Annotated in this window: 18 protein-coding genes and 2 tRNA genes; 9 read left to right on the top strand and 11 right to left on the bottom strand. The window is 67.9% G+C overall.

The features are described 5' to 3' along the window. Nucleotides 1-114: 114 nt before the first annotated feature. Nucleotides 115-768: an FMN-dependent NADH-azoreductase gene (locus tag OG226_RS25480; protein WP_328681317.1), complete on the top strand. Its 654-nt coding sequence runs from the start codon at nt 115-117 to the stop codon at nt 766-768. Nucleotides 769-967: 199 nt separating this feature from the next. On the opposite strand, the gene OG226_RS25475 is transcribed toward OG226_RS25480, so the two are convergent. Continuing rightward, entirely contained in the window at nt 968-1,405 is a 438-nt protein-coding gene (locus OG226_RS25475) for a hypothetical protein (RefSeq protein ID WP_329350121.1), read from the bottom strand. A gap of 289 nt (nt 1,406-1,694) precedes the next feature. Next, nucleotides 1,695-1,778 (bottom strand) — tRNA-Leu (locus OG226_RS25470). Nucleotides 1,779-2,369: 591 nt separating this feature from the next. On the opposite strand from OG226_RS25470, the gene OG226_RS25465 reads away from it, so the two are divergent. From OG226_RS25465 to pknB, 6 genes are all read left to right on the top strand, one after another. Then, nucleotides 2,370-3,218 carry a DUF3662 and FHA domain-containing protein gene (locus OG226_RS25465; RefSeq protein ID WP_328681324.1) on the top strand — a complete coding sequence of 283 codons (849 nt, stop codon included), beginning with the start codon at nt 2,370-2,372 and terminating at the stop codon, nt 3,216-3,218. Between the two features lie 10 nt (nt 3,219-3,228). Further along, on the top strand, nt 3,229-3,750 hold the full coding sequence (locus OG226_RS25460; protein WP_019055182.1) for an FHA domain-containing protein FhaB/FipA: 522 nt from the start codon (nt 3,229-3,231) through the stop codon (nt 3,748-3,750). 90 nt (nt 3,751-3,840) lie between these two features. Next, nucleotides 3,841-5,379, top strand: a complete 1,539-nt coding sequence (locus tag OG226_RS25455; protein ID WP_329353506.1) for a Stp1/IreP family PP2C-type Ser/Thr phosphatase — start codon at nt 3,841-3,843, stop codon at nt 5,377-5,379. A gap of 30 nt (nt 5,380-5,409) precedes the next feature. Continuing rightward, nucleotides 5,410-6,846: an FtsW/RodA/SpoVE family cell cycle protein gene (locus OG226_RS25450; protein ID WP_328681327.1), complete on the top strand. Its 1,437-nt coding sequence runs from the start codon at nt 5,410-5,412 to the stop codon at nt 6,844-6,846. Then, nucleotides 6,843-8,330, top strand: coding sequence for a peptidoglycan D,D-transpeptidase FtsI family protein (locus tag OG226_RS25445; RefSeq protein ID WP_328681330.1), 1,488 nt, complete (start codon nt 6,843-6,845; stop codon nt 8,328-8,330). The genes OG226_RS25450 and OG226_RS25445 overlap by 4 nt, the downstream gene beginning before the upstream one ends. A 170-nt stretch (nt 8,331-8,500) precedes the next feature. Then, a complete protein-coding gene (gene pknB / locus OG226_RS25440; protein ID WP_329350120.1) occupies nt 8,501-10,498 on the top strand; it encodes a Stk1 family PASTA domain-containing Ser/Thr kinase in 1,998 nt (665 codons plus the stop codon). Between the two features lie 105 nt (nt 10,499-10,603). On the opposite strand, the gene OG226_RS25435 is transcribed toward pknB, so the two are convergent. The 6 genes from OG226_RS25435 to OG226_RS25410 are packed head-to-tail and all read right to left on the bottom strand — an operon-like array spanning nt 10,604 to nt 14,826. Then, a complete protein-coding gene (locus OG226_RS25435; protein WP_328681336.1) occupies nt 10,604-11,359 on the bottom strand; it encodes a class E sortase in 756 nt (251 codons plus the stop codon). A 6-nt stretch (nt 11,360-11,365) separates the two neighbouring features. Further along, entirely contained in the window at nt 11,366-12,466 is a 1,101-nt protein-coding gene (locus tag OG226_RS25430; protein ID WP_328681338.1) for a class E sortase, read from the bottom strand. Next, on the bottom strand, nt 12,463-13,101 hold the full coding sequence (locus tag OG226_RS25425; protein ID WP_328681339.1) for an aminodeoxychorismate/anthranilate synthase component II: 639 nt from the start codon (nt 13,099-13,101) through the stop codon (nt 12,463-12,465). Before OG226_RS25425 ends, OG226_RS25430 begins: the two co-directional genes overlap by 4 nt. After that, the gene (locus OG226_RS25420; RefSeq protein ID WP_026150117.1) at nt 13,098-13,295 is read right to left on the bottom strand and encodes a hypothetical protein; all 198 of its coding nucleotides are present in this window, start codon (nt 13,293-13,295) and stop codon (nt 13,098-13,100) included. The genes OG226_RS25425 and OG226_RS25420 overlap by 4 nt, the downstream gene beginning before the upstream one ends. 16 nt (nt 13,296-13,311) lie before the next feature. After that, entirely contained in the window at nt 13,312-14,010 is a 699-nt protein-coding gene (locus OG226_RS25415) for a class E sortase (protein WP_329350119.1), read from the bottom strand. 36 nt (nt 14,011-14,046) lie between these two features. Further along, nucleotides 14,047-14,826 (bottom strand): DUF881 domain-containing protein, encoded by a 780-nt coding sequence (locus tag OG226_RS25410; RefSeq protein ID WP_328681345.1) that lies wholly within the window; start codon nt 14,824-14,826, stop codon nt 14,047-14,049. A gap of 142 nt (nt 14,827-14,968) precedes the next feature. Here OG226_RS25410 and crgA point away from each other — a divergent pair, with 142 nt between their 5' ends. Beyond that, nucleotides 14,969-15,223 carry a cell division protein CrgA gene (gene crgA, locus OG226_RS25405; RefSeq protein WP_033285718.1) on the top strand — a complete coding sequence of 85 codons (255 nt, stop codon included), beginning with the start codon at nt 14,969-14,971 and terminating at the stop codon, nt 15,221-15,223. 294 nt (nt 15,224-15,517) lie between these two features. On the opposite strand, the gene OG226_RS25400 is transcribed toward crgA, so the two are convergent. Then, nucleotides 15,518-16,429, bottom strand: a complete 912-nt coding sequence (locus tag OG226_RS25400; RefSeq protein ID WP_329350118.1) for a rhomboid family intramembrane serine protease — start codon at nt 16,427-16,429, stop codon at nt 15,518-15,520. Nucleotides 16,430-16,566: 137 nt separating this feature from the next. Beyond that, on the bottom strand, nt 16,567-17,094 hold the full coding sequence (locus OG226_RS25395) for a peptidylprolyl isomerase (RefSeq protein ID WP_329350117.1): 528 nt from the start codon (nt 17,092-17,094) through the stop codon (nt 16,567-16,569). Between the two features lie 317 nt (nt 17,095-17,411). Between OG226_RS25395 and OG226_RS25390 the strand changes: the two genes are divergently transcribed. Further along, entirely contained in the window at nt 17,412-18,113 is a 702-nt protein-coding gene (locus OG226_RS25390; protein WP_329350116.1) for a DUF5324 family protein, read from the top strand. Nucleotides 18,114-18,538: 425 nt separating this feature from the next. Here OG226_RS25390 and OG226_RS25385 read toward each other — a convergent pair. Continuing rightward, nucleotides 18,539-18,611, bottom strand: a tRNA-Ala gene (locus tag OG226_RS25385). Between the last annotated feature and the right edge of the window lie 120 nt (nt 18,612-18,731).

Below are 18,731 nucleotides of genomic sequence, written 5' to 3'. Positions count from 1 at the left end.
GAGTACGAAAACTTAGCTACTGAGCAACGCGACGGGACTGCTGCGCCCAGCAAGCGCCCGGCACCCGCTCGACACCTCACTCAGCACGTCGCTCGACATCTCTTGGAGACCCCCATGGCCACGCTCCTGCACATCGACTCGTCCGTGTTCCCCGCCGGCGCCAGCGCCTCCCGCGCCGTGGCCGACGCGTTCCGCACGTCCTGGGAGGAACAGCACCCGGAGGGCACGGTGATCCACCGCGACCTCGCCGCGAACCCCGTTCCGCACATCACCGTCCACGCCCACACCGCCGGTTTCGCCGACCCGGCCACGCACACGCCCGAGCAGGCGGCGGCCTTCGCCGAGCGCGTGAAGCTCATAGAGGAGCTGGAGCAGGCGGACGCGGTGCTGATCGGCGCCCCCATGTACAACGCCACGATTCCCTCGACCCTGAAGGCGTGGCTGGACAACGTGATCCTCATCGGCCGCACCGCGGGCACCGAGGACTCGAAGGTGAAGGGCATCCCGACCGTCGTGATCGCCAGCCGCGGCGGCGCGTACGGGCCGGGCACCCCGCGCGAGGGCTACGACTACGTCCAGAACTACCTGAAGGCGATCCTCGTCGACGCCCTCGGCCTGGACGCCGAGTTCATCGTCCCGGAGCTGACCATGGCCCCGCAGAACCCGGCGATGGCCGACCTGGTCCCGCTCTACGAGGCATCCCGCGAGCGCGCCCTCGGCGACGCGGCCACCAAGGCCAAGACCCTGGCGGAACGCCTCGCGGCCTGACCCACCACACGGCCTCGACCTCTTCCCCCACCTAGGTCTCCACCTCCGTCTCCGTCTCAGGTGAGAACAGCGTGTGATTGTCCTCACCCGAGGCGGCGATCACCGGGACGTCAAGGAAGCCTGCGCCGGGATGGTTCCCCGCACTGCCGCTATACGGCGGCGCGGGGATACGGGGGATACGGCGACACCGTGCCGGAGCTCACTCGCCCCCCTTGTCCCTCTTCCCCATCCAGGACTGGCAGATCCATCGGGCGAGCGTTCCCACCAGCACCGCGACGACGATGGCCCCCCAGTCGATGACGTGCGGAAGCCCGGGCCAGAAGGCGAAGAAGGCGAGAGTCACCACAAGGCCCGCCACGAATGCGGCGATCCCGGCCGACCGCCGTCGCGCCTCCCCGGACTGTTCCCGCCCTTGCTGCTGATCGATCTTGCACTCGGGGCGGGTTCGCCCTCGGGACGTCCGATAGGTCCTGTTGCTGGTGTCGGCATACGTGAAGTCGATACGCCAGTTGCAGAACCCGCTGCTCAGCGCGCCGACGAAGGCGCAGTCGACGCCCGCGTTCTGGTAGGTGATCCTCTTCCCGCCGCCTCGGACGATGTGCGTGAACAGGCACCCGGTCGGAATCCTCACCGTCATGCCGCCGACGCTGTACTCGAAGGTCCGGACAGGAGCCGACCCCACAGCACCGGCCTGAGCCACCGACGAACTCGTCCTGCAGCGGGCCCAGCCGGACGAGGAACCACGACCCTGCCACCCACACCGTCCGACCGCCGCACCACCCCGCGCCCGCCGTCAGCCCACACCTCCGCCGGTCTCCGCCGACCTGTGATTGTCCTCACCAGACTTCACCAGACCCGGCGCTCACCGAAGCCACCGCAGACACAAAGAAGCCCCCCAGATCAAAGACCTGAGGGGCTTCTGTCTGTGCGCGAGGGGGGAGTTGAACCCCCACGCCCTTTCGGGCACTGGAACCTGAATCCAGCGCGTCTGCCTATTCCGCCACCCGCGCATTGGGTGTGTCCTCAGGCCCTTGCCCCAGGGGGCTGGCGCCTTCCGACATGCAGAAGATTAGCACGGTGCACGGGGTGGATTCACATCCCTTTCCCCTGGGCAGGACCCCCCGTTCCCCCGAGCGGGACACCCCCCGCGAGGCCCCCATCAGGGGTCACCGGTTCCCACCTGCGCCTCCCACCCGACCCGCTCCCCGCACTCCCCGACCCCCGCCGCCCCCTCCGAAACACCCCACCCCGCCCCACCGGACACCTCCCGTCCCCCGCCACGTACCAACGTGGACCGGTTCACGTATCAACCTCGTACCGGTAACGGCCATCTCCCCAGGAGGCGGGCAAGGTCCACAGTCAGGTGCGGGACACTTGTCTGCGGCCCCCTCTACGATCCTGGGCAGGAGTACCGGCAGGAGTAGTGGCAGAAGGAGTTCGACCGGGCCGACAAGGGGGAACCAGCCGATTTACCGGCGCGTGGATACGATCAGTAAGCAGTACCAAGGCAGTCAGCACGACAATCGGCCCGACAATCACCACGACAGCCGGCACGGCGGTCGGTACGACAGCCAGTGCGGCAACGACGGAGGAGGTGCCCCATGGGAGTCCTGAAGAAGTTCGAGCAACGCCTCGAAGGTCTGGTCAACGGCACCTTCGCCAAGGTGTTCAAGTCCGAGGTCCAGCCCGTCGAGATCGCCGGCGCGCTCCAGCGGGAGTGCGACAACAACGCGACGATCTGGAACCGCGACCGGACCGTCGTACCCAACGACTTCATCGTGGAGCTGAGCACGCCGGACTTCGAGCGGCTCAGCCCCTACTCCGGACAGCTCGGTGACGAGCTCGCCGGCATGGTGCGCGACTACGCCAAGCAGCAGCGCTACACGTTCATGGGACCCATCAAGGTCCACCTGGAGAAGGCGGACGACCTCGACACCGGTCTGTACCGGGTGCGCAGCCGTACGCTCGCCTCCTCCACCAACCAGCAGGCTCCCGGCACCCCCGCACCGGCGGCACCGCCGGCCGCGGGACGGCCCGGCGGCTACGGCTACCCGCCCGCCGCCGCGCCCGCCGGCGCCCCGCCGCCCATGCCGGCCGCACCGCCGCCCGGCGGCCGCGGCTCGGCGCCGTACCTGCAGTCCGCGCCCGCCGCCCCGGCGGCCGGCGCACGGATGCGGTACTGGGTGGAGATCAACGGCGCCCGCCATCAGATCTCCCGCGCGACGTTGGTGATGGGCCGCAGCACCGAAGCCGACGTGCGGATCGACGACCCCGGCGTATCCCGCCGGCACTGTGAGATCCGGACCGGAACGCCCTCGGTGATCCAGGATCTCGGGTCCACCAACGGCATCGTGGTGGACGGACAGCACACCACCCGCGCTACGCTCCGCGACGGCTCGCGGATCGTCGTGGGCAGCACCACCATCATTTACCGGCAAGCCGAAGGGTGAAGCGGGGGCAATGTCAGAGCTGACCCTCACGGTCATGCGGCTGGGTTTCCTGGCCGTACTGTGGCTGTTCGTGATCGTGGCCGTGCAGGTCATCCGCAGCGACCTGTTCGGAACGCGTGTCACACAGCGCGGCTCGCGACGGGAAGCCGGACGACCGCAGCAGCAGGCCGCCCGGCAGGCGGCACCTCCGCAGCAGCGCCAGCAGCAGCCGAGCGGGGGCGGCCGGCGGGGCCGTAACGCCCCCACCAAACTGGTCGTCAGTGAGGGAATCCTCACCGGCACCACCGTCGCGCTCCAGGGCCAGACCATCACCCTGGGCCGGGCGCACGATTCGACGATCGTGCTGGACGACGACTACGCGTCCAGTCGCCATGCCAGGATCTACCCGGACCGCGACGGCCAGTGGATCGTCGAGGACCTCGGATCCACGAACGGCACGTACCTGGACCGGTCCCGGCTGACGACCCCCACACCGATTCCGCTGGGCGCGCCGATCCGCATCGGCAAGACCGTCATCGAGCTGCGGAAGTAGTACGAAAATGAGCGAGCGGAGCGAGCACGCAGCGGCGGACCGCCTGGCGGACCCCGGCGCGCTCCCGACCGGAGGGTGGGCACCGTGCGGATGTACCCGGAGCCGACGGGCGAGGTGCGCATGAGTCTGTCACTGCGCTTCGCCGCCGGATCGCACAAAGGCATGATCCGCGAGGGCAACGAGGACTCCGGCTACGCCGGTCCACGTCTCCTCGCGATCGCCGACGGGATGGGCGGTCAGGCCGCCGGTGAGGTGGCCTCCTCCGAGGTGATCTCGACCATCGTCTCGCTCGACGACGACGTGCCGGGCTCCGACATCCTCACCTCGCTGGGCACCGCCGTGCAGCGGGCCAACGACCAGTTGCGGATGATGGTCGAGGAGGATCCCCAGCTGGAGGGCATGGGCACCACGCTCACCGCCCTGCTGTGGACCGGGCAGCGGCTCGGCCTCGTCCATGTCGGCGACTCCCGCGCCTACCTGCTGCGCGACGGCGTGCTGACCCAGATCACCCAGGACCACACCTGGGTGCAGCGGCTGGTCGACGAGGGCCGGATCACCGAGGAAGAGGCCACCACCCACCCGCAGCGCGCGCTCCTCATGCGCGCGCTCGGCAGTGGCGACCACGTCGAGCCGGACCTGTCGATCCGTGAAGTCCGCGCCGGCGACCGGTACTTGATCTGTTCCGACGGGCTGTCAGGAGTCGTCTCCCACCAGACGATGGAGGACACCCTCGCCAGCTACCAGGGCCCCCAGGAGACCGTGCAGGAGCTGATCCAGCTCGCCCTGCGCGGCGGCGGCCCCGACAACATCACGGTGATCATCGCCGACGTCCTCGACCTCGACACCGGCGACACCCTCGCCGCGCAGCTCTCGGACACCCCGGTGATCGTCGGCGCGGTCGCCGAGAACCAGCTCCACCAGCACGACAACGGCATCATGCAGACCCCGGCCGGCCGCGCCTCCGGGCTCGGCCGCCAGGTGCCCGGACAGAACGGCGGGGGCGGCGAGTTCGGCCCGCCCGGCTCCGGCGACACCACCGGCTACGCCCCCGAGGGCAGCTTCGGGGACTACTCCGACGACGACTTCGTGAAGCCCTCCAAGGGCCGCAGGTGGTTCAAGAGATCCTTCTACACCGTGCTCGCGCTCGCGGTCATCGGCGGCGGCCTCTACGGCGGCTGGCGCTGGACGCAGACGCAGTACTTCGTCGGCGCCAACGGCGAACACGTGGCGCTGTACCGGGGCATCAGCCAGGACCTCGCCTGGGTCTCGCTGTCGAAGGTGGAGAAGGACCACCCCGACATCGAACTCAAGTACCTGCCGCCCTACCAGCAGAAGCAGGTCAGGGCGACGATCGCCGAGGGCGGTCTCCAGGACGCCCAGAAGAAGATCGCCGACCTCTCCGTGCAGGCCTCCGCGTGCAAGAAGGAGTCCGAGCGCGAGAGTGCCGCCACCAAGCCCGGTGGCACCACGGGAACCACCAGCACCTCGCTCACGTCCAAGGCCACGCCGAAGCCGAATCCTTCGAACTCGACCTCGGTGTCCCCGTCCCCGACCCCGTCTGCGACTCCCAGCCCCGGTCCCAGCCTTTCGGAGGAAGAGCAGCAGGTCGTCTCGCAGTGCAGCAAGTAATAGGCAAGCCGTGAGAGGCCCCGTCACACGATGAGCAGTTCTACCAACACGCCGTCGCACCACACGTCCACGATCGGCTCCATCGGCGCACCGAGCCGGCGCAACACCGAGCTGGCGCTCCTGGTGTTCGCGGTCGTCATCCCGGTGTTCGCCTACGCCAACGTGGGCCTGGCCATCAACGACCAGGTGCCGGCCGGGCTGCTGAGCTACGGCCTGGGCCTCGGCCTGCTGGCCGGCGTCGCGCACCTGGCCGTACGCAAGTTCGCGCCGTACGCGGACCCGCTGCTGCTGCCCCTGGCGACGCTGCTGAACGGCATGGGACTCGTCATCATCTGGCGGCTCGACCAGTCGAAGCTGCTGCAGTCCATCAACCAGGCGGGCAACGCGGCGCCGCGGCAGCTGCTGTACACCGCGATGGGCATCGGACTGTTCGCCGTCGTCCTGATCTTCCTCAAGGACCACCGCGCCCTGCAGCGCTACACGTACATCTCCATGGTCGGCGCCATCGTCCTGCTGCTGCTGCCGCTCGTGCCGGGCCTCGGCGCCAATATCTACGGCGCGAAGATCTGGATCTCGGTCGGCGGATTCTCCATCCAGCCGGGTGAGTTCGCGAAGATCGTCCTGGCGATCTTCTTCGCCGGCTACCTGATGGTGAAGCGCGACGCGCTCGCGCTGGCCAGCCGCCGCTTCATGGGCCTGTACCTGCCGCGTGGCCGCGACCTCGGCCCGATCCTGGTCGTCTGGTTCATCTCGATCCTGATCCTGGTCTTCGAGACCGACCTCGGAACCTCGCTGCTGTTCTTCGGCATGTTCATCATCATGCTGTACGTCGCCACCGAGCGGACCAGCTGGATCGTCTTCGGTCTGCTGATGTCCGCGGCCGGCGCGGTCGGCGTGGCCACCTTCGAACCGCACGTCCAGCAGCGCGTCCAGGCCTGGCTCGACCCGATGAAGGAGTACACGCTCAGCAAGACCGTCGCGGGCCACTCCGCGCAGTCGATGGAGGCCCTGTGGGCCTTCGGCTCCGGCGGCACCCTCGGCACCGGTCTCGGCCAGGGCCACTCCGACCTCATCCGGTTCGCCGCCAACTCCGACTTCATCCTCGCCACCTTCGGCGAGGAACTGGGCCTCGCCGGCATCATGGCGATCCTGCTCATCTACGGCCTGATCGTGGAGCGCGGTGTCCGCACCGCCCTCGCCGCCCGCGACCCCTTCGGCAAGCTCCTCGCCGTGGGTCTCTCCGGCGGCATGGCCCTCCAGGTCTTCGTCGTCGCGGGCGGCGTGATGGGCCTGATCCCGCTGACCGGTATGACGATGCCCTTCGTGGCGTACGGCGGTTCCTCCGTCATCGCCAACTGGGCGCTCATCGGCATCCTGATCCGCATCAGCGACACCGCCCGCCGTCCGGCCCCCGCGCCGGCCCCCAGCCCCGACGCCGAGATGACCCAGGTGGTCCGCCCGTCATGAACAAGCCCCTGCGCCGGATCGCGCTCTTCTGCGGCCTCCTGGTCCTGACGCTGTTGCTGCGCGACAACTGGCTCCAGTACGTCAAGGCCGACAGCCTCAAGGACGACGACAACAACCGCCGTGTCACGATCGCCCGTTACGCGACACCGCGCGGCGACATCATCGTCGACGGCGACCCGATCACCGGCTCCACCGAGACCAGCACCAGCGGTCTGAACGACCTGAAGTACAAGCGGACGTACAAGAACGGCTCGATGTGGGCGCCGGTCACGGGGTACGCCTCGCAGGCCTTCGGCGCCAACCAGCTGGAGTCCATCGAGGACGGCATCCTCTCCGGCACCGACGACCGGCTCTTCTTCCGCAACACCCTCGACATGATCACGGGCAAGGCGAAGTCGGGCGGCAACGTCGTCACCACCCTCAACGAGGCCGCGCAGAAGGCCGCGTGGAGCGGGCTCAAGAAGCAGGGCGGCAAGGGCGCCGTCGTCGCCCTCGACCCGTCCACCGGCAAGATCCTGGCGCTGGCGTCCTACCCGTCGTACGACCCCTCGTCGTTCGCCGGGAACTCCACCTCCACGGACTCCAAGGCCTGGCAGAAGCTCCAGAAGAAGTACGACCCGGACGACCCGATGCTGAACCGGGCGCTGCGCGAGACCTACCCGCCGGGCTCCACCTTCAAGGTGGTCACCGCGTCCGCCGCCCTGGAGAACAACCTGTACTCGTCCGCCGACGAGGCCACGAACTCGCCGCTGCCGTGGATCATGCCGGGCACCACGACCGCGCTGAAGAACGAGGGCAACCTGCCCTGCAAGAACGCCACCCTGCGCGAGGCCCTCCGCGTCTCCTGCAACAGCGTCTTCGGCAAGATCGGCGCCGACCTCGGCAACGACAAGATGCTGGCCGAGGCGAAGAAGTTCGGCTTCGACGCCGAGCAGTTCACGCCGATCCGCTCCAGCTCCTCGGTCTTCTCCGACAACATGAACCAGTCGCAGACCGCGCTGTCCTCGATCGGCCAGTACAACACCGCCGCGACCCCGCTGCAGATGGCCATGGTCGCCTCCGCGGTCGCCAACGACGGCAAGCTGATGAAGCCGTACATGGTCGACAAGCTCCAGTCGTCGAACCTAGACACCATCGCGCAGACCGAGCCGGAAGAGCTCAGCCAGCCGCTGTCGTCGAAGAACGCGCAGATCCTGCAGTCGATGATGGAGACGGTCGTCGAGAAGGGCACCGGCACCAGCGCGAAGATCCCCGGCGTCACCGTCGGCGGCAAGACCGGTACCGCCCAGCACGGCGAGAACAACAGCGAGAACCCGTACGCCTGGTTCCTCTCCTACGCCAAGAACGCCGACGGAAGTTCGCCGGTCGCCGTGGCGGTGGTCATCGAGGACGACAAGGCCAACCGTGACGACATCTCCGGCGGTGGCCTCGCGGCCCCGATCGCGAAGAGCGTTATGGAGGCGGTCATCGACAGCAAGAAGTGACTCCGCTCACGTCCCCCTCACATCGGTGCACGTTGCGATACCGGTCCTGTATCGGGTGACGGGCTTGGCCAGGTCACACAAAGCCAGCCGGGTACGGTAGGCCCGGACGGCTAGCCTCCGACCGCACACCCGTGCGGATCGGGACCGACGGAGAGGGCTGGTAGGGAACTATGGAAGAGCCGCGTCGCCTCGGCGGCCGGTACGAGCTGGGCCACGTGCTCGGCCGTGGTGGCATGGCGGAGGTCTACCTCGCCCATGACACACGCCTCGGCCGCACGGTGGCGGTGAAGACGCTGCGCGTCGACCTTGCGCGCGACCCTTCCTTCCAGGCCCGGTTCCGCCGGGAGGCCCAGTCGGCCGCCTCGCTCAACCATCCCGCGATCGTCGCGGTCTACGACACGGGCGAGGACTACGTCGACGGGGTCTCGATCCCGTACATCGTCATGGAGTACGTCGACGGTTCCACCCTCCGTGAGCTCCTCCACAGCGGCCGCAAGCTGCTGCCGGAGCGCACGCTGGAGATGACCATCGGGATCCTCCAGGCCCTGGAGTACTCACATCGGGCCGGCATCGTGCACCGCGACATCAAGCCGGCCAACGTCATGCTGACGCGCACCGGCCAGGTCAAGGTGATGGACTTCGGCATCGCCCGCGCGATGGGCGACTCCGGCATGACGATGACCCAGACGTCCGCGGTGATCGGCACCGCCCAGTACCTCTCCCCGGAGCAGGCGAAGGGCGAGCAGGTCGACGCCCGCTCGGACCTCTACTCGACGGGCTGCCTCCTCTACGAACTGCTGACGGTACGGCCGCCCTTCGTGGGCGACTCCCCGGTCGCGGTCGCGTACCAGCACGTACGCGAGGAGCCGCAGCCACCGTCCGTCTTCGACGGCGAGATCACGCCCGAGATGGACGCGATCGTCCTGAAGGCCCTGGTCAAGGACCCCAACTACCGCTACCAGTCGGCCGACGAGATGCGCATCGACATCGAGGCCTGCCTCGACGGCCAGCCGGTCGCGGCGACGGCGGCGCTCGGTTCGGTCGGCTACGGCGGCTACGGCGACGACCAGGCGACGACGGCCCTGCGCTCCGACGCGGGCGCCGGCGCCACGACGATGCTGCCCCCCATGAACCCGGACGACGGCGGCTTCGGCTACGACGACCGCCCCGACCGGCGCCGCCAGCAGAAGAAGAAGTCGAACACTTCGACGATCCTGCTGGTCGTGGCGGCGGTCCTGGTGCTGGTGGGCGCGATCCTGATCGGGAAGTGGGCGTTCAGCGGGAACGGGGGCGCGGACAAACCGTTCGCGGCTCCGAACTTCGTCGGCCAGACCTACGCCAGCGCGCAGAGCATGGCCGTCAACTCCGGCCTGAAGCTGGCCGAGCCCACCCGAAAGGCCTGCGAGAACGCGCCGAAGGGCAGCGTCTGCTCACAGGACCCGAAGCCGAACACCAACGTCAACAAGGGCGACACCATCAATCTGGTCGTCTCGACCGGCGCCCCGAAGGTCGTCGTACCGAGTGTCGTGGGCCAGAGCTTCGACGACGCCTCCGAGACGCTCACCGGCGACAAGTACCAGTTCAAGGTGGAGAAGAAGGAGAAGGTGTCCGGCGAGGACCCCGGCACCGTCCTGGATCAGGACCCCGCCCTCGGCGCCGAGGTCCAGAAGGGCACCACCGTCACCCTGACCGTCGCCAAGGCCCAGGCGAAGTCCACGGTCCCGGACGTCAGCGGCAAGAGCTGTGACGACGCCAAGGCGCAGATGCAGCAGAACAACCTCGTCGGCAACTGCACCGAGGTGACGACCACCGACAACAACCTGAACGGCAAGGTCGTCTCGACCTCTCCCACGGCCGGGACGCAGGTCGACAAGAACTCGTCGGTCAACATCCAGATCGGCAAGGTCTCCCAGACCCAGGTCCCGAACGTCGTCGGCCAGACGGTGGCGAACGCCAAGCAGATCCTGCAGCAGAACGGCTTCACCAACATCCAGTTCGCCGACAACAGCGATCAGGGCGACAACGCGATCGTGACCCAGCAGGACCCGGGCTCGGGCAACCAGGTGGACGACCCCGGCAACACGCAGGTCACCCTCACCAGCGTGGGCACCGGCAACGGAGGCAACAACAACGGTGGCGGCGGCTTCTTCGGGGGCAACTCCGGATAGGCGGCACACCGTTACGACATGACGGAGCCCCGGCACCCTCAGAAGGGTGCCGGGGCTCTTTCGTACGTCCGGTGCGCTACGGGACGGTGCGCTACGACCCCGCCGTCAGCGAAGCTCCTTCGGCGGTGTCCGCGCACCGTCCACCTTGTCGACGCGGACCAACTCGCCCCACACCACGTACCGGTACCGGGACGTGTACACCGGCGTGCAGGTGGTCAGCGTGATGTAGTGGCCGGCCTTCTTCTTGCCGGACTCCGTGGGGATCTGGGCGAGGGTCTTGACGTTGTACTTCGAGGTCTCGGAGAGGATGTCGTAGACCTTGTAGACGTACCAGTCGTCCTTCGTCTCGAAGACGATCGGGTCGCCCTTCTTGAGCTTGTCGATGTTGTGGAACTTGGCGCCGTGGCCGTCGCGGTGGGCGGCGAGGGTGAAGTTGCCGTTCTTGCCGTTGGTCGGGAGGGCGGCCTTGACCGGGTCGGTGTAGTAGCCGGCGACGCCGTCGTTGAGGACGCTCGTCTCGGTGCCCTTCTCGACCAGTACCTCGCCGTTCTTCATGGCGGGCACGTGCAGGAAGCCGATGCCGTCCTTGGTGTCGAGGGCGCCGGGACCGGTGTCCTCGTCCTTGGACCAGTTGTTCCGGACCTTGTCGCCCTGTTTGTCGGCCGTGCGGTCGGCGACGACGTTCGTCCACCACAGGGAGTAGACGACGAACAGGCCGAGGATCAGGCCCGCCGTGATGAGGAGTTCACCGAAGAGGCTGACCGCCGTCGCGACCGGGCCGGTACCGCGGGGGCGGTCCGGCGGGGAGGCGGGCGTGTCGGTCTGCTCTTCGGTGTCGTCGGTGGTCGCTGCCACGTTCATCTGCCCTTACTCGATGAGCGCATCCGGCTTGCCCTTGCTGCGCGGCCGTACCTCGACCATCTTGCCCCAGACGATCAGCCGGTACTTGCTGGTGAACTCCGGCGTACAGGTCGTCAGCGTGATGTAGCGGCCGGGCTTGGTGAAGCCCGAGCCCTTGGGGATGGGGTCGATGACGCTGGTGTTGCTCGGCGCCGTCACAGGCAGCGTCTTCGTCATCTTGTAGACGTAGTAGGTCTCCTGGGTCTCCACCACGACCTCGTCGCCCGGCTTGAGCTGGTTGATGTACCGGAACGGTTCGCCATGGGTGTTGCGGTGCGCGGCGAGCGCGAAGTTGCCGGTCTTCGCGTCCGGCATCGCGGTCTTGAGGGTGCCCTCGCTGTAGTGCCCGACCATCCCCTTGTCGAGCACGTTCTTGTTGCTGACGCCCTCGGCGATCGGCGCCACCACGTCCAGCTTGGGGATGTGCAGGATGGCGAAGCCCTGCCCCGGCGAGAACTCTCCCGGCGCGCGCTTGCCGCTCGCCCAGTCGTTCTGGAGCTGGCTCGCCTCGCTGCCGGCCTGCGCGTGCGCCCGTACGTTCGTCCACCACAGCTGATAGGTGACGAACAGCAGCATCAGCACGCCGGTGGTGATGAACACCTCGCCGATGGCCCGGCTCGCGACGACCGCGGCACCCGGCTTGTTCGCCCGCTGCCGCCGCCGTGCCTCGACCCGCGAGAGGGACGCGCCGGCACCGGACGAGGCCGCTGCCGACGAGGTCTCGGTGGTCTCCTCCGCCGCTCCGCCGGCCCCATGACGCCCGTGCCGCCCCTTGGCGGCCTTTCTGCGGGCCGCACGGCCACCCGTGGGGGTTCCTGTGGCAGAGGAGGCGGATGAGGCGTCAGGCGCCGATATGGACCGACCGTGGCCCGTCCGCTCCTGTGGGAGGTCCACTATCCGCAGCGCGACGGTCTCTTCGTCGATCGGTCCGTACGGCACCCCGGACGCGCCCTGAGCCTGCGTGCCGTGCCACTGGTCGAACCCACCCTGTTCCCCGTACGACGGCTGCGCGTACGGCTGCTCCCCGTACGCGGCCTCGGACTCGCGCTCGGGGCGCAGCGCGGTCACGCCGTGGCCCTGCCCACCACCGGGGCGAGCCCCACCGACCTCGCCACGGCACCCTGGTCGCCGCACTCCACCAGCCAGTTGGCCAGCATCCGGTGGCCGTGCTCGGTGAGCACCGACTCCGGGTGGAACTGGACGCCCTCGACGGGCAGTTCGCGGTGGCGCAGGCCCATGATGATGCCGTCGTGCGTTCTGGCGGTGACTTCCAGCTCGGCCGGGACCGTCCCCGGCTCGGCCGCCAGCGAGTGGTAGCGGGTCGCCGTGAAGGGCGAGGGCAGTCCGGCGAAGACGCCCCTGCCCTCGTGCTCGACGAGCGAGGTCTTGCCGTGCAGCAGTTCGGGGGCTCGGTCCACGACACCGCCGTAGGCCACCTGCATCGACTGCATGCCGAGGCAGACGCCGAAGACGGGAACCCCGGTCGAGGCGCAGTGCCGCACCATCTCGATGCAGACGCCGGCCTCCTCGGGGGTGCCGGGGCCGGGCGAGAGGAGGACGCCGTCGAAGCCGTCCTGGGCGTGCGCCGTCGACACCTCGTCGTTGCGCAGCACCTCGCACTCGGCGCCCAACTGGTACAGGTACTGGACCAGGTTGAAGACGAAGCTGTCGTAGTTGTCGACGACGAGAATCCGTGCACTCACTGGTTGTCCACCGTCACATCGTTGAAGGGCAGCAGCGGTTCGGCCCACGGGAAGACGTACTGGAACAGGATGTAGACCACGGCCAGGGCAAGGACGAGCGAGATGAGCGCCTTGACCCACACGTTGCCCGGCAGATGCCGCCAGATCCAGCCGTACATGCCGTCCCTTCCGTCGCGCCACGGCACCAGACTCACGCCGTACGTCACCAGACTAACGGCGCAGCGCGTCCGGCTTCCCGGCCTCCACAGGCTGTGTGGAGTCGAGATGGGCCCAGACGATCAGCCGGTGGCTGTGCCCCCACTCCGGATCGCACGTGGTCAGCGTGAGATAGCGGCCCGAGGCCGTGTACCCGGACTTACGTGGCACAGGATCGATCACCTCAATGTCGGTGGGAACGGTTTTGTAAGGCCCTTTGTCGATCCGATACGTGAACCAGGTGGTCCCGTCCGTCAGCACCACCGCGTCACCCACGCGCAGCTTCGGAAAGTTCACGAAGGGGTTGCCGTACGTCCGTCTGTGCCCCGCCACCGCGAAGTTGCCGACCTGCCCCAGCCGCGCGGTGCCGGCGTAGTGCCCGAGACCCTTCTCCAGGGTGCTCACGGCGGTGTCCTCAAGGACCGGCTTGTTCCACGTGAAACCAAGCCGCGGGATGTACATGATCGCGAAAGGCCTGCCGTCCTTGTACGCGGCCGGTCTCGCCGGAGCGGGCGAGGCGGCGGACGCCGGCGCGGGGGATGCCTTGGGGTGCGCGGTCTGCTGCGACCACTGGTTCCGCAGCTGGTGGATCTGGTCGCTCATCGTGCGATCGGCCTTCACACCGGTCCAGAACAGCACATAGACCACGAAGAGGACGATCAAGGTGCCTACGGTGATGCAGAGTTCGCTTACGCTCCTGACGATCACGCGCACCGGCAGCTCCCGTACGGCCGCTTACTCCACTGGCTTCTACTCCACTGGCTTCGCGTAGTGCAGATCCACTGTGCCCGAGTACCCGGGAAGAGTCACCGTCCCGTCGTCGGTCACTTTCCAGCCGAGCCCGTAGACGTCGACGTACACCTTGTAGTTCTGGATCGCCTTGGACGCCGTCAGCGCCGCCTGCAGCTTCCCCGGGTCCCCGACCGCCGTGATCTTGTACGGCGGTGAGTAGACCCTGCCCTGGAGGATCAGGGTGTTGCCCACGCAGCGCACGGCGCTGGTCGCGATCAGCCGCTGGTCCATGACCTTGATGCCCTTGGCACCGCCCTGCCACAGGGCGTTCACCACGGCCTGGAGGTCCTGCTGGTGGATGACCAGGTAGTCGGGCTGCGGCTCGGGGTAGCCGGGGAGCTTGGCGGTGGCGTTGGGCGGGGCGTCGTTCAGGGTGACGGTGACGGCCTTGCCCTTGAGCCGCTGCGCGCCCGCGGTCCGCTCCAGTGCCGTGAGCTTCTTGCCGTCGGCGCCGGTGCTGCCGTCGTCCTCCTTACGGAGGGCGTCGACCTCGTCGCGCAGGACCCCGTTGGCGTCGTTCAGCCGGCCGTTCTTCTGGCTGCGGGTCTGGATGAGGTCGGACAGCTTCAGCAAGGAGGCGTCCGTACGGATGTTGGTGCCCTTGGCCGTGTTGAAACTGGTGAAGAAGATGAGCCCCGCGAGGGCGAAGACGGCCACCGTGAGAATCCGCACGGGACGGAAACGGCGGATACGGGTGGGACTGGTACCCGTCCCGGGGGAGTCGGCAGAATTGCTCAACGTACCCTTATCTCCTTCGGCGCCGCGGAAGCACTACGCTAACGGACGCCCGGGGGAGCACTCAGTGTCCCCTTGTACGCTGCCCCGGAGCCCGCCCCAGTTCCCTGCGCGGCCACGCAGCGCATCGACAGGAGAGACCCTCGTGCCGAAGTCACGTATCCGCAAGAAGGCCGACTACACGCCGCCGCCGGCGAAAGCGGCGACCGCCATCAAGTTGAACAGCCGTGCCTGGGTCGCTCCGGTCATGCTGGCCATGTTCGTCATCGGGCTGGCGTGGATCGTCGTCTTCTACGTCACCGACGGCTCCATGCCCATCGACAGCCTGGACAACTGGAACATCGTGGTGGGCTTCGGCTTCATCGCCGCCGGGTTCGGCGTCTCCACACAGTGGAAGTAGCACCGCGAGCAGCGGGCGAAGCTGCGGCCACCGCCCGGTGAACGCAGCTCTGCCCACGACTTTCCGCTGAGTTATCCACAGGCCAGAGAAGTATCCACAGCAGGCCTGGGGAAAAAGAACGACGATCTGTGGATAACCCACTGGGCGTTGACGCTGGTGTGACTGACACACCGGCAACCGTAAGCCTGTTCGCCCCCTGCCTGACCTGCATAAACACGGGTCAGTGACAGGGGGCACAGCTGTTCTCCACGGTATGCACAAGATCCGCCACGCACTGTGGACAACGGTTTGATATCAGCTGAGCTGAGCCGTCCTGATCAGCGTCAACACCACGACGACGACCAGTACGACCGCGCAGGTGCCGTACTGGATCAGGGCCCGCCGCTCACGCGGGGCGTGCACCATCGCGTACCCGGTGATCACACCGGCGACCAGGCCGCCGATGTGGGCCTGCCAGGCGATGTTGGCCCAGCCGAAGGTGAAGATCAGGTTGATCACCAGCAGGGCGATGACCGGCCGCATGTCGTACCGGAGCCGGCGCATCAGGACGGCGGTCGCGCCGAAGAGCCCGAAGATGGCGCCGGAGGCACCGAGCGAGGGCTGGTTCGGGGCGGCGATCAGATAGGTGAGCGCGCTGCCCGCGAGGCCCGAGACGAAGTACAGGGCGAGATAGCGGGCACGTCCGAGGGCCGCCTCCAGAGGCCCGCCGATCCACCACAGGCTCATCATGTTGAAGATGATGTGGATCGGGCTGGCATGCAGGAACATCGCGGTCAGGAGACGGTACGGCTGGCCCTCGGCGACGCCCTCGACGGAGCCGAAGAGCGGGACGTACGCCTGGCCGAGGAGTTCGAAGTGCTCGGTGAAGCGGTCGCCCACCACCCGCTGCACCAGATACGCAGCGACGCAGAGACCGATCAGGATCTTGGTCACGAGCCGCGGATCCGCCACCACCGTCCCCCCGGCGATCGTGCGCGGCTGGGCCGCCGTCGGGGCATGCCCCGTACCGGAGCCGCCGCGGACACACTCGGGGCACTGGAAACCGACAGAGGCGCTCACCATGCACTCGGGGCAGATCGGACGCTCGCAGCGGGTGCAGCGGACGCCGGTCTCGCGGTCCGGGTGCCGGTAGCAGACCGGCAGACTCTGGGCATCCTGGGGCCGCTGTTCCTCCGGGCCCTGCGGGCTGCCTGACGCCTGGTCCATGGGGTCCCCTCAATCCTTCGTACGCAATGCACCGCCCCGCCCATCCTTACGGACGAGCGGGGCGTTTGGTTCCCGGCGGTAAGTACTGGTGTCAACCCTGGGATCCGGGCCCGTCCGGCCCCAGGACCTGTCCGGCCCTAGCGGGTCTCGACGACGACCGACTCGATGACGACGTCGTTGACCGGGCGGTCGGTGCGCGGGTTGGTGTCGGTGGCCGCGATGGTGTCCACGACCTTCTGGCTCGCCGCGTCGGTGACCTCACCGAAGATGGTGTGCTTGCGGGTCAGCCAGGCCGTCGGGGAGACGGTCACGAAGAACTGCGAGCCGTTGGTGCCCGGCCCGGCGTTCGCCATGGCCAGCAGGTAGGGCTTGTCGAAACGCAGATCCGGGTGGAACTCGTCCTCGAACTGGTAGCCGGGACCACCCGTGCCGTTGCCCAGCGGGTCCCCGCCCTGAATCATGAAGCCCTTGATCACCCGGTGGAAGACCGTGCCGTCGTAGAGCTTGGCCGCGGCCTTCTCACCGGTGGTGGGGTTGGTCCACTCCCGCTCACCCGTGGCGAGTTCGACGAAGTTCTTGACCGTCTTGGGCGCGTGGTTCGGCAGCAGCCGGACTTCGATGTCGCCGAGGCTGGTCTTCAGGGTGGCGTAGAGCTGCTCGGCCACGATCTGCCTTCCGTTGTCTTCCTGTGACCCCCAGATCCTCGCACGCTCGCCGCACCCCGTCGCCCGACGGCCATCTCTCGGGGCAATTCCACAGGATCCGCTTGCGGAAAACCGGCCGAGTGGGTCCGGGACAGGGGCATGGCACGGGGATCCGTGGCATTGTCGATGACAACCCCCCGTTCCCGCGTATTCATCCGTTATTGCACGTGATCGTGACCCGGATGCCCGCCCTCACATGCCTCGCCGCTCTCTGACAGGCATGATCCGTAATTGGGTGGATAGACGAAGAACCGTACGCCACCGAGGAGGAGGAACTCGTGACCCGCATCGACAGCGTGCGCTCCGCGACCGGTTCGGCGAAGGACAGCGTGCTGCACGCCGCGGAAGTGGTGGCGCCCTACGCCGACACGGCCAAGGACAGGGCCTCGTACTACGCCCATGAGGCACGCGTACGTCTCGCGCCCAAGGTGTCGCTGGCCGCGGACCAGGCCCGCGTCCAGTACGACGCCCACGTCGTGCCGCGCCTGGAACAGGCCCGCACCCATGTACCGCCGAAGGTCGACCAGGCCGCCCAGGACGCCGCCGTCCGTACCCGCAAGGCTGCCCAGCAGGCCGCCGAGTACTCACGGCCGAGGATCGAGCAGGCGGTCGCCGCCGCGGGCCCGGTCAGGGACGAGGCCGCCGCGCGTGGTGCGGCCGCGTTCGCCGCGCTACGTGGCCAGGTCTCGCCCAAGGAGATCCAGAAGCTGGTCCGCAAGCACGAGCGGCGGGCGAGGGCCGGCCGGCTCGCGAAGGGGCTGGCGGTTGTGGGCATCCTGGCGGGCGGCGCTTTCGCCGCCTGGAAGTGGTGGGACAAGCAGGCCAACCCCGACTGGCTGGTCGAACCGCCCGCCGCGACCGAGGTGCCCGAGACGGGACACCTCACCTCGGTGGACGGCAGCCCCGAGGCCGTGCTCGACCCCGAGGTCGAGGCCAAGCAGGCCCAGGACGAGGCCGCCGAGAGCGACGAACACCGCTGACGTCCGACACACCGTCAACATCGCCGCGGGGCAGGAGACTTGAGGGTCTCCTGCCCCGCGGCGATGTTTCACGTGGAACAGTCCCGGGGCCGGATCGAACGCCCTTGACTTCTTGATTTACGCAAGTTGCCGCGATGACGTTTGCAACGCCTTAGGTGTACAAGCAGCGCACAGACTCCCTTAACGGACCGCACACCCCTGATTACGCGTCCGTATTCACACCAGCTCACACACCTCCCGCACACACGGGCACGCCATCCCCACATCGCGCCGACAGCCGGTCCGAGACCCCCGACTCCACCCGGCATCGATATTTGCGCAAACAACTGCAACGAACAATCGCCCTTTACGTGACGCACGTCACTTCCTGGGCACAAAGAAACACCGGCCGGGCGCCACTGAGGGCGACCGGCCGGTGCGGGATGTGGAGCCTAGGGGAGTCGAACCCCTGACATCTGCCATGCAAAGACAGCGCTCTACCAACTGAGCTAAGGCCCCGCTAGAGAAGCGTCCGACCGGCAGAACCACACACCGGCGGGCTTCGGAGACCAGCGTACCGGGTCACCCCGGGTATCTCGCAAAAATTTGGGGGTCCCGGTGAACGACCACTCTCCGTAA

Origin of the sequence: Streptomyces sp. NBC_01261 (genome assembly GCF_036226385.1) — a bacterium.
Lineage (GTDB): Bacteria > Actinomycetota > Actinomycetes > Streptomycetales > Streptomycetaceae > Streptomyces.
The sequence above is the reverse complement of the archived record's forward strand: the minus strand, read 5'-3'. Positions and strand labels throughout refer to the sequence as shown.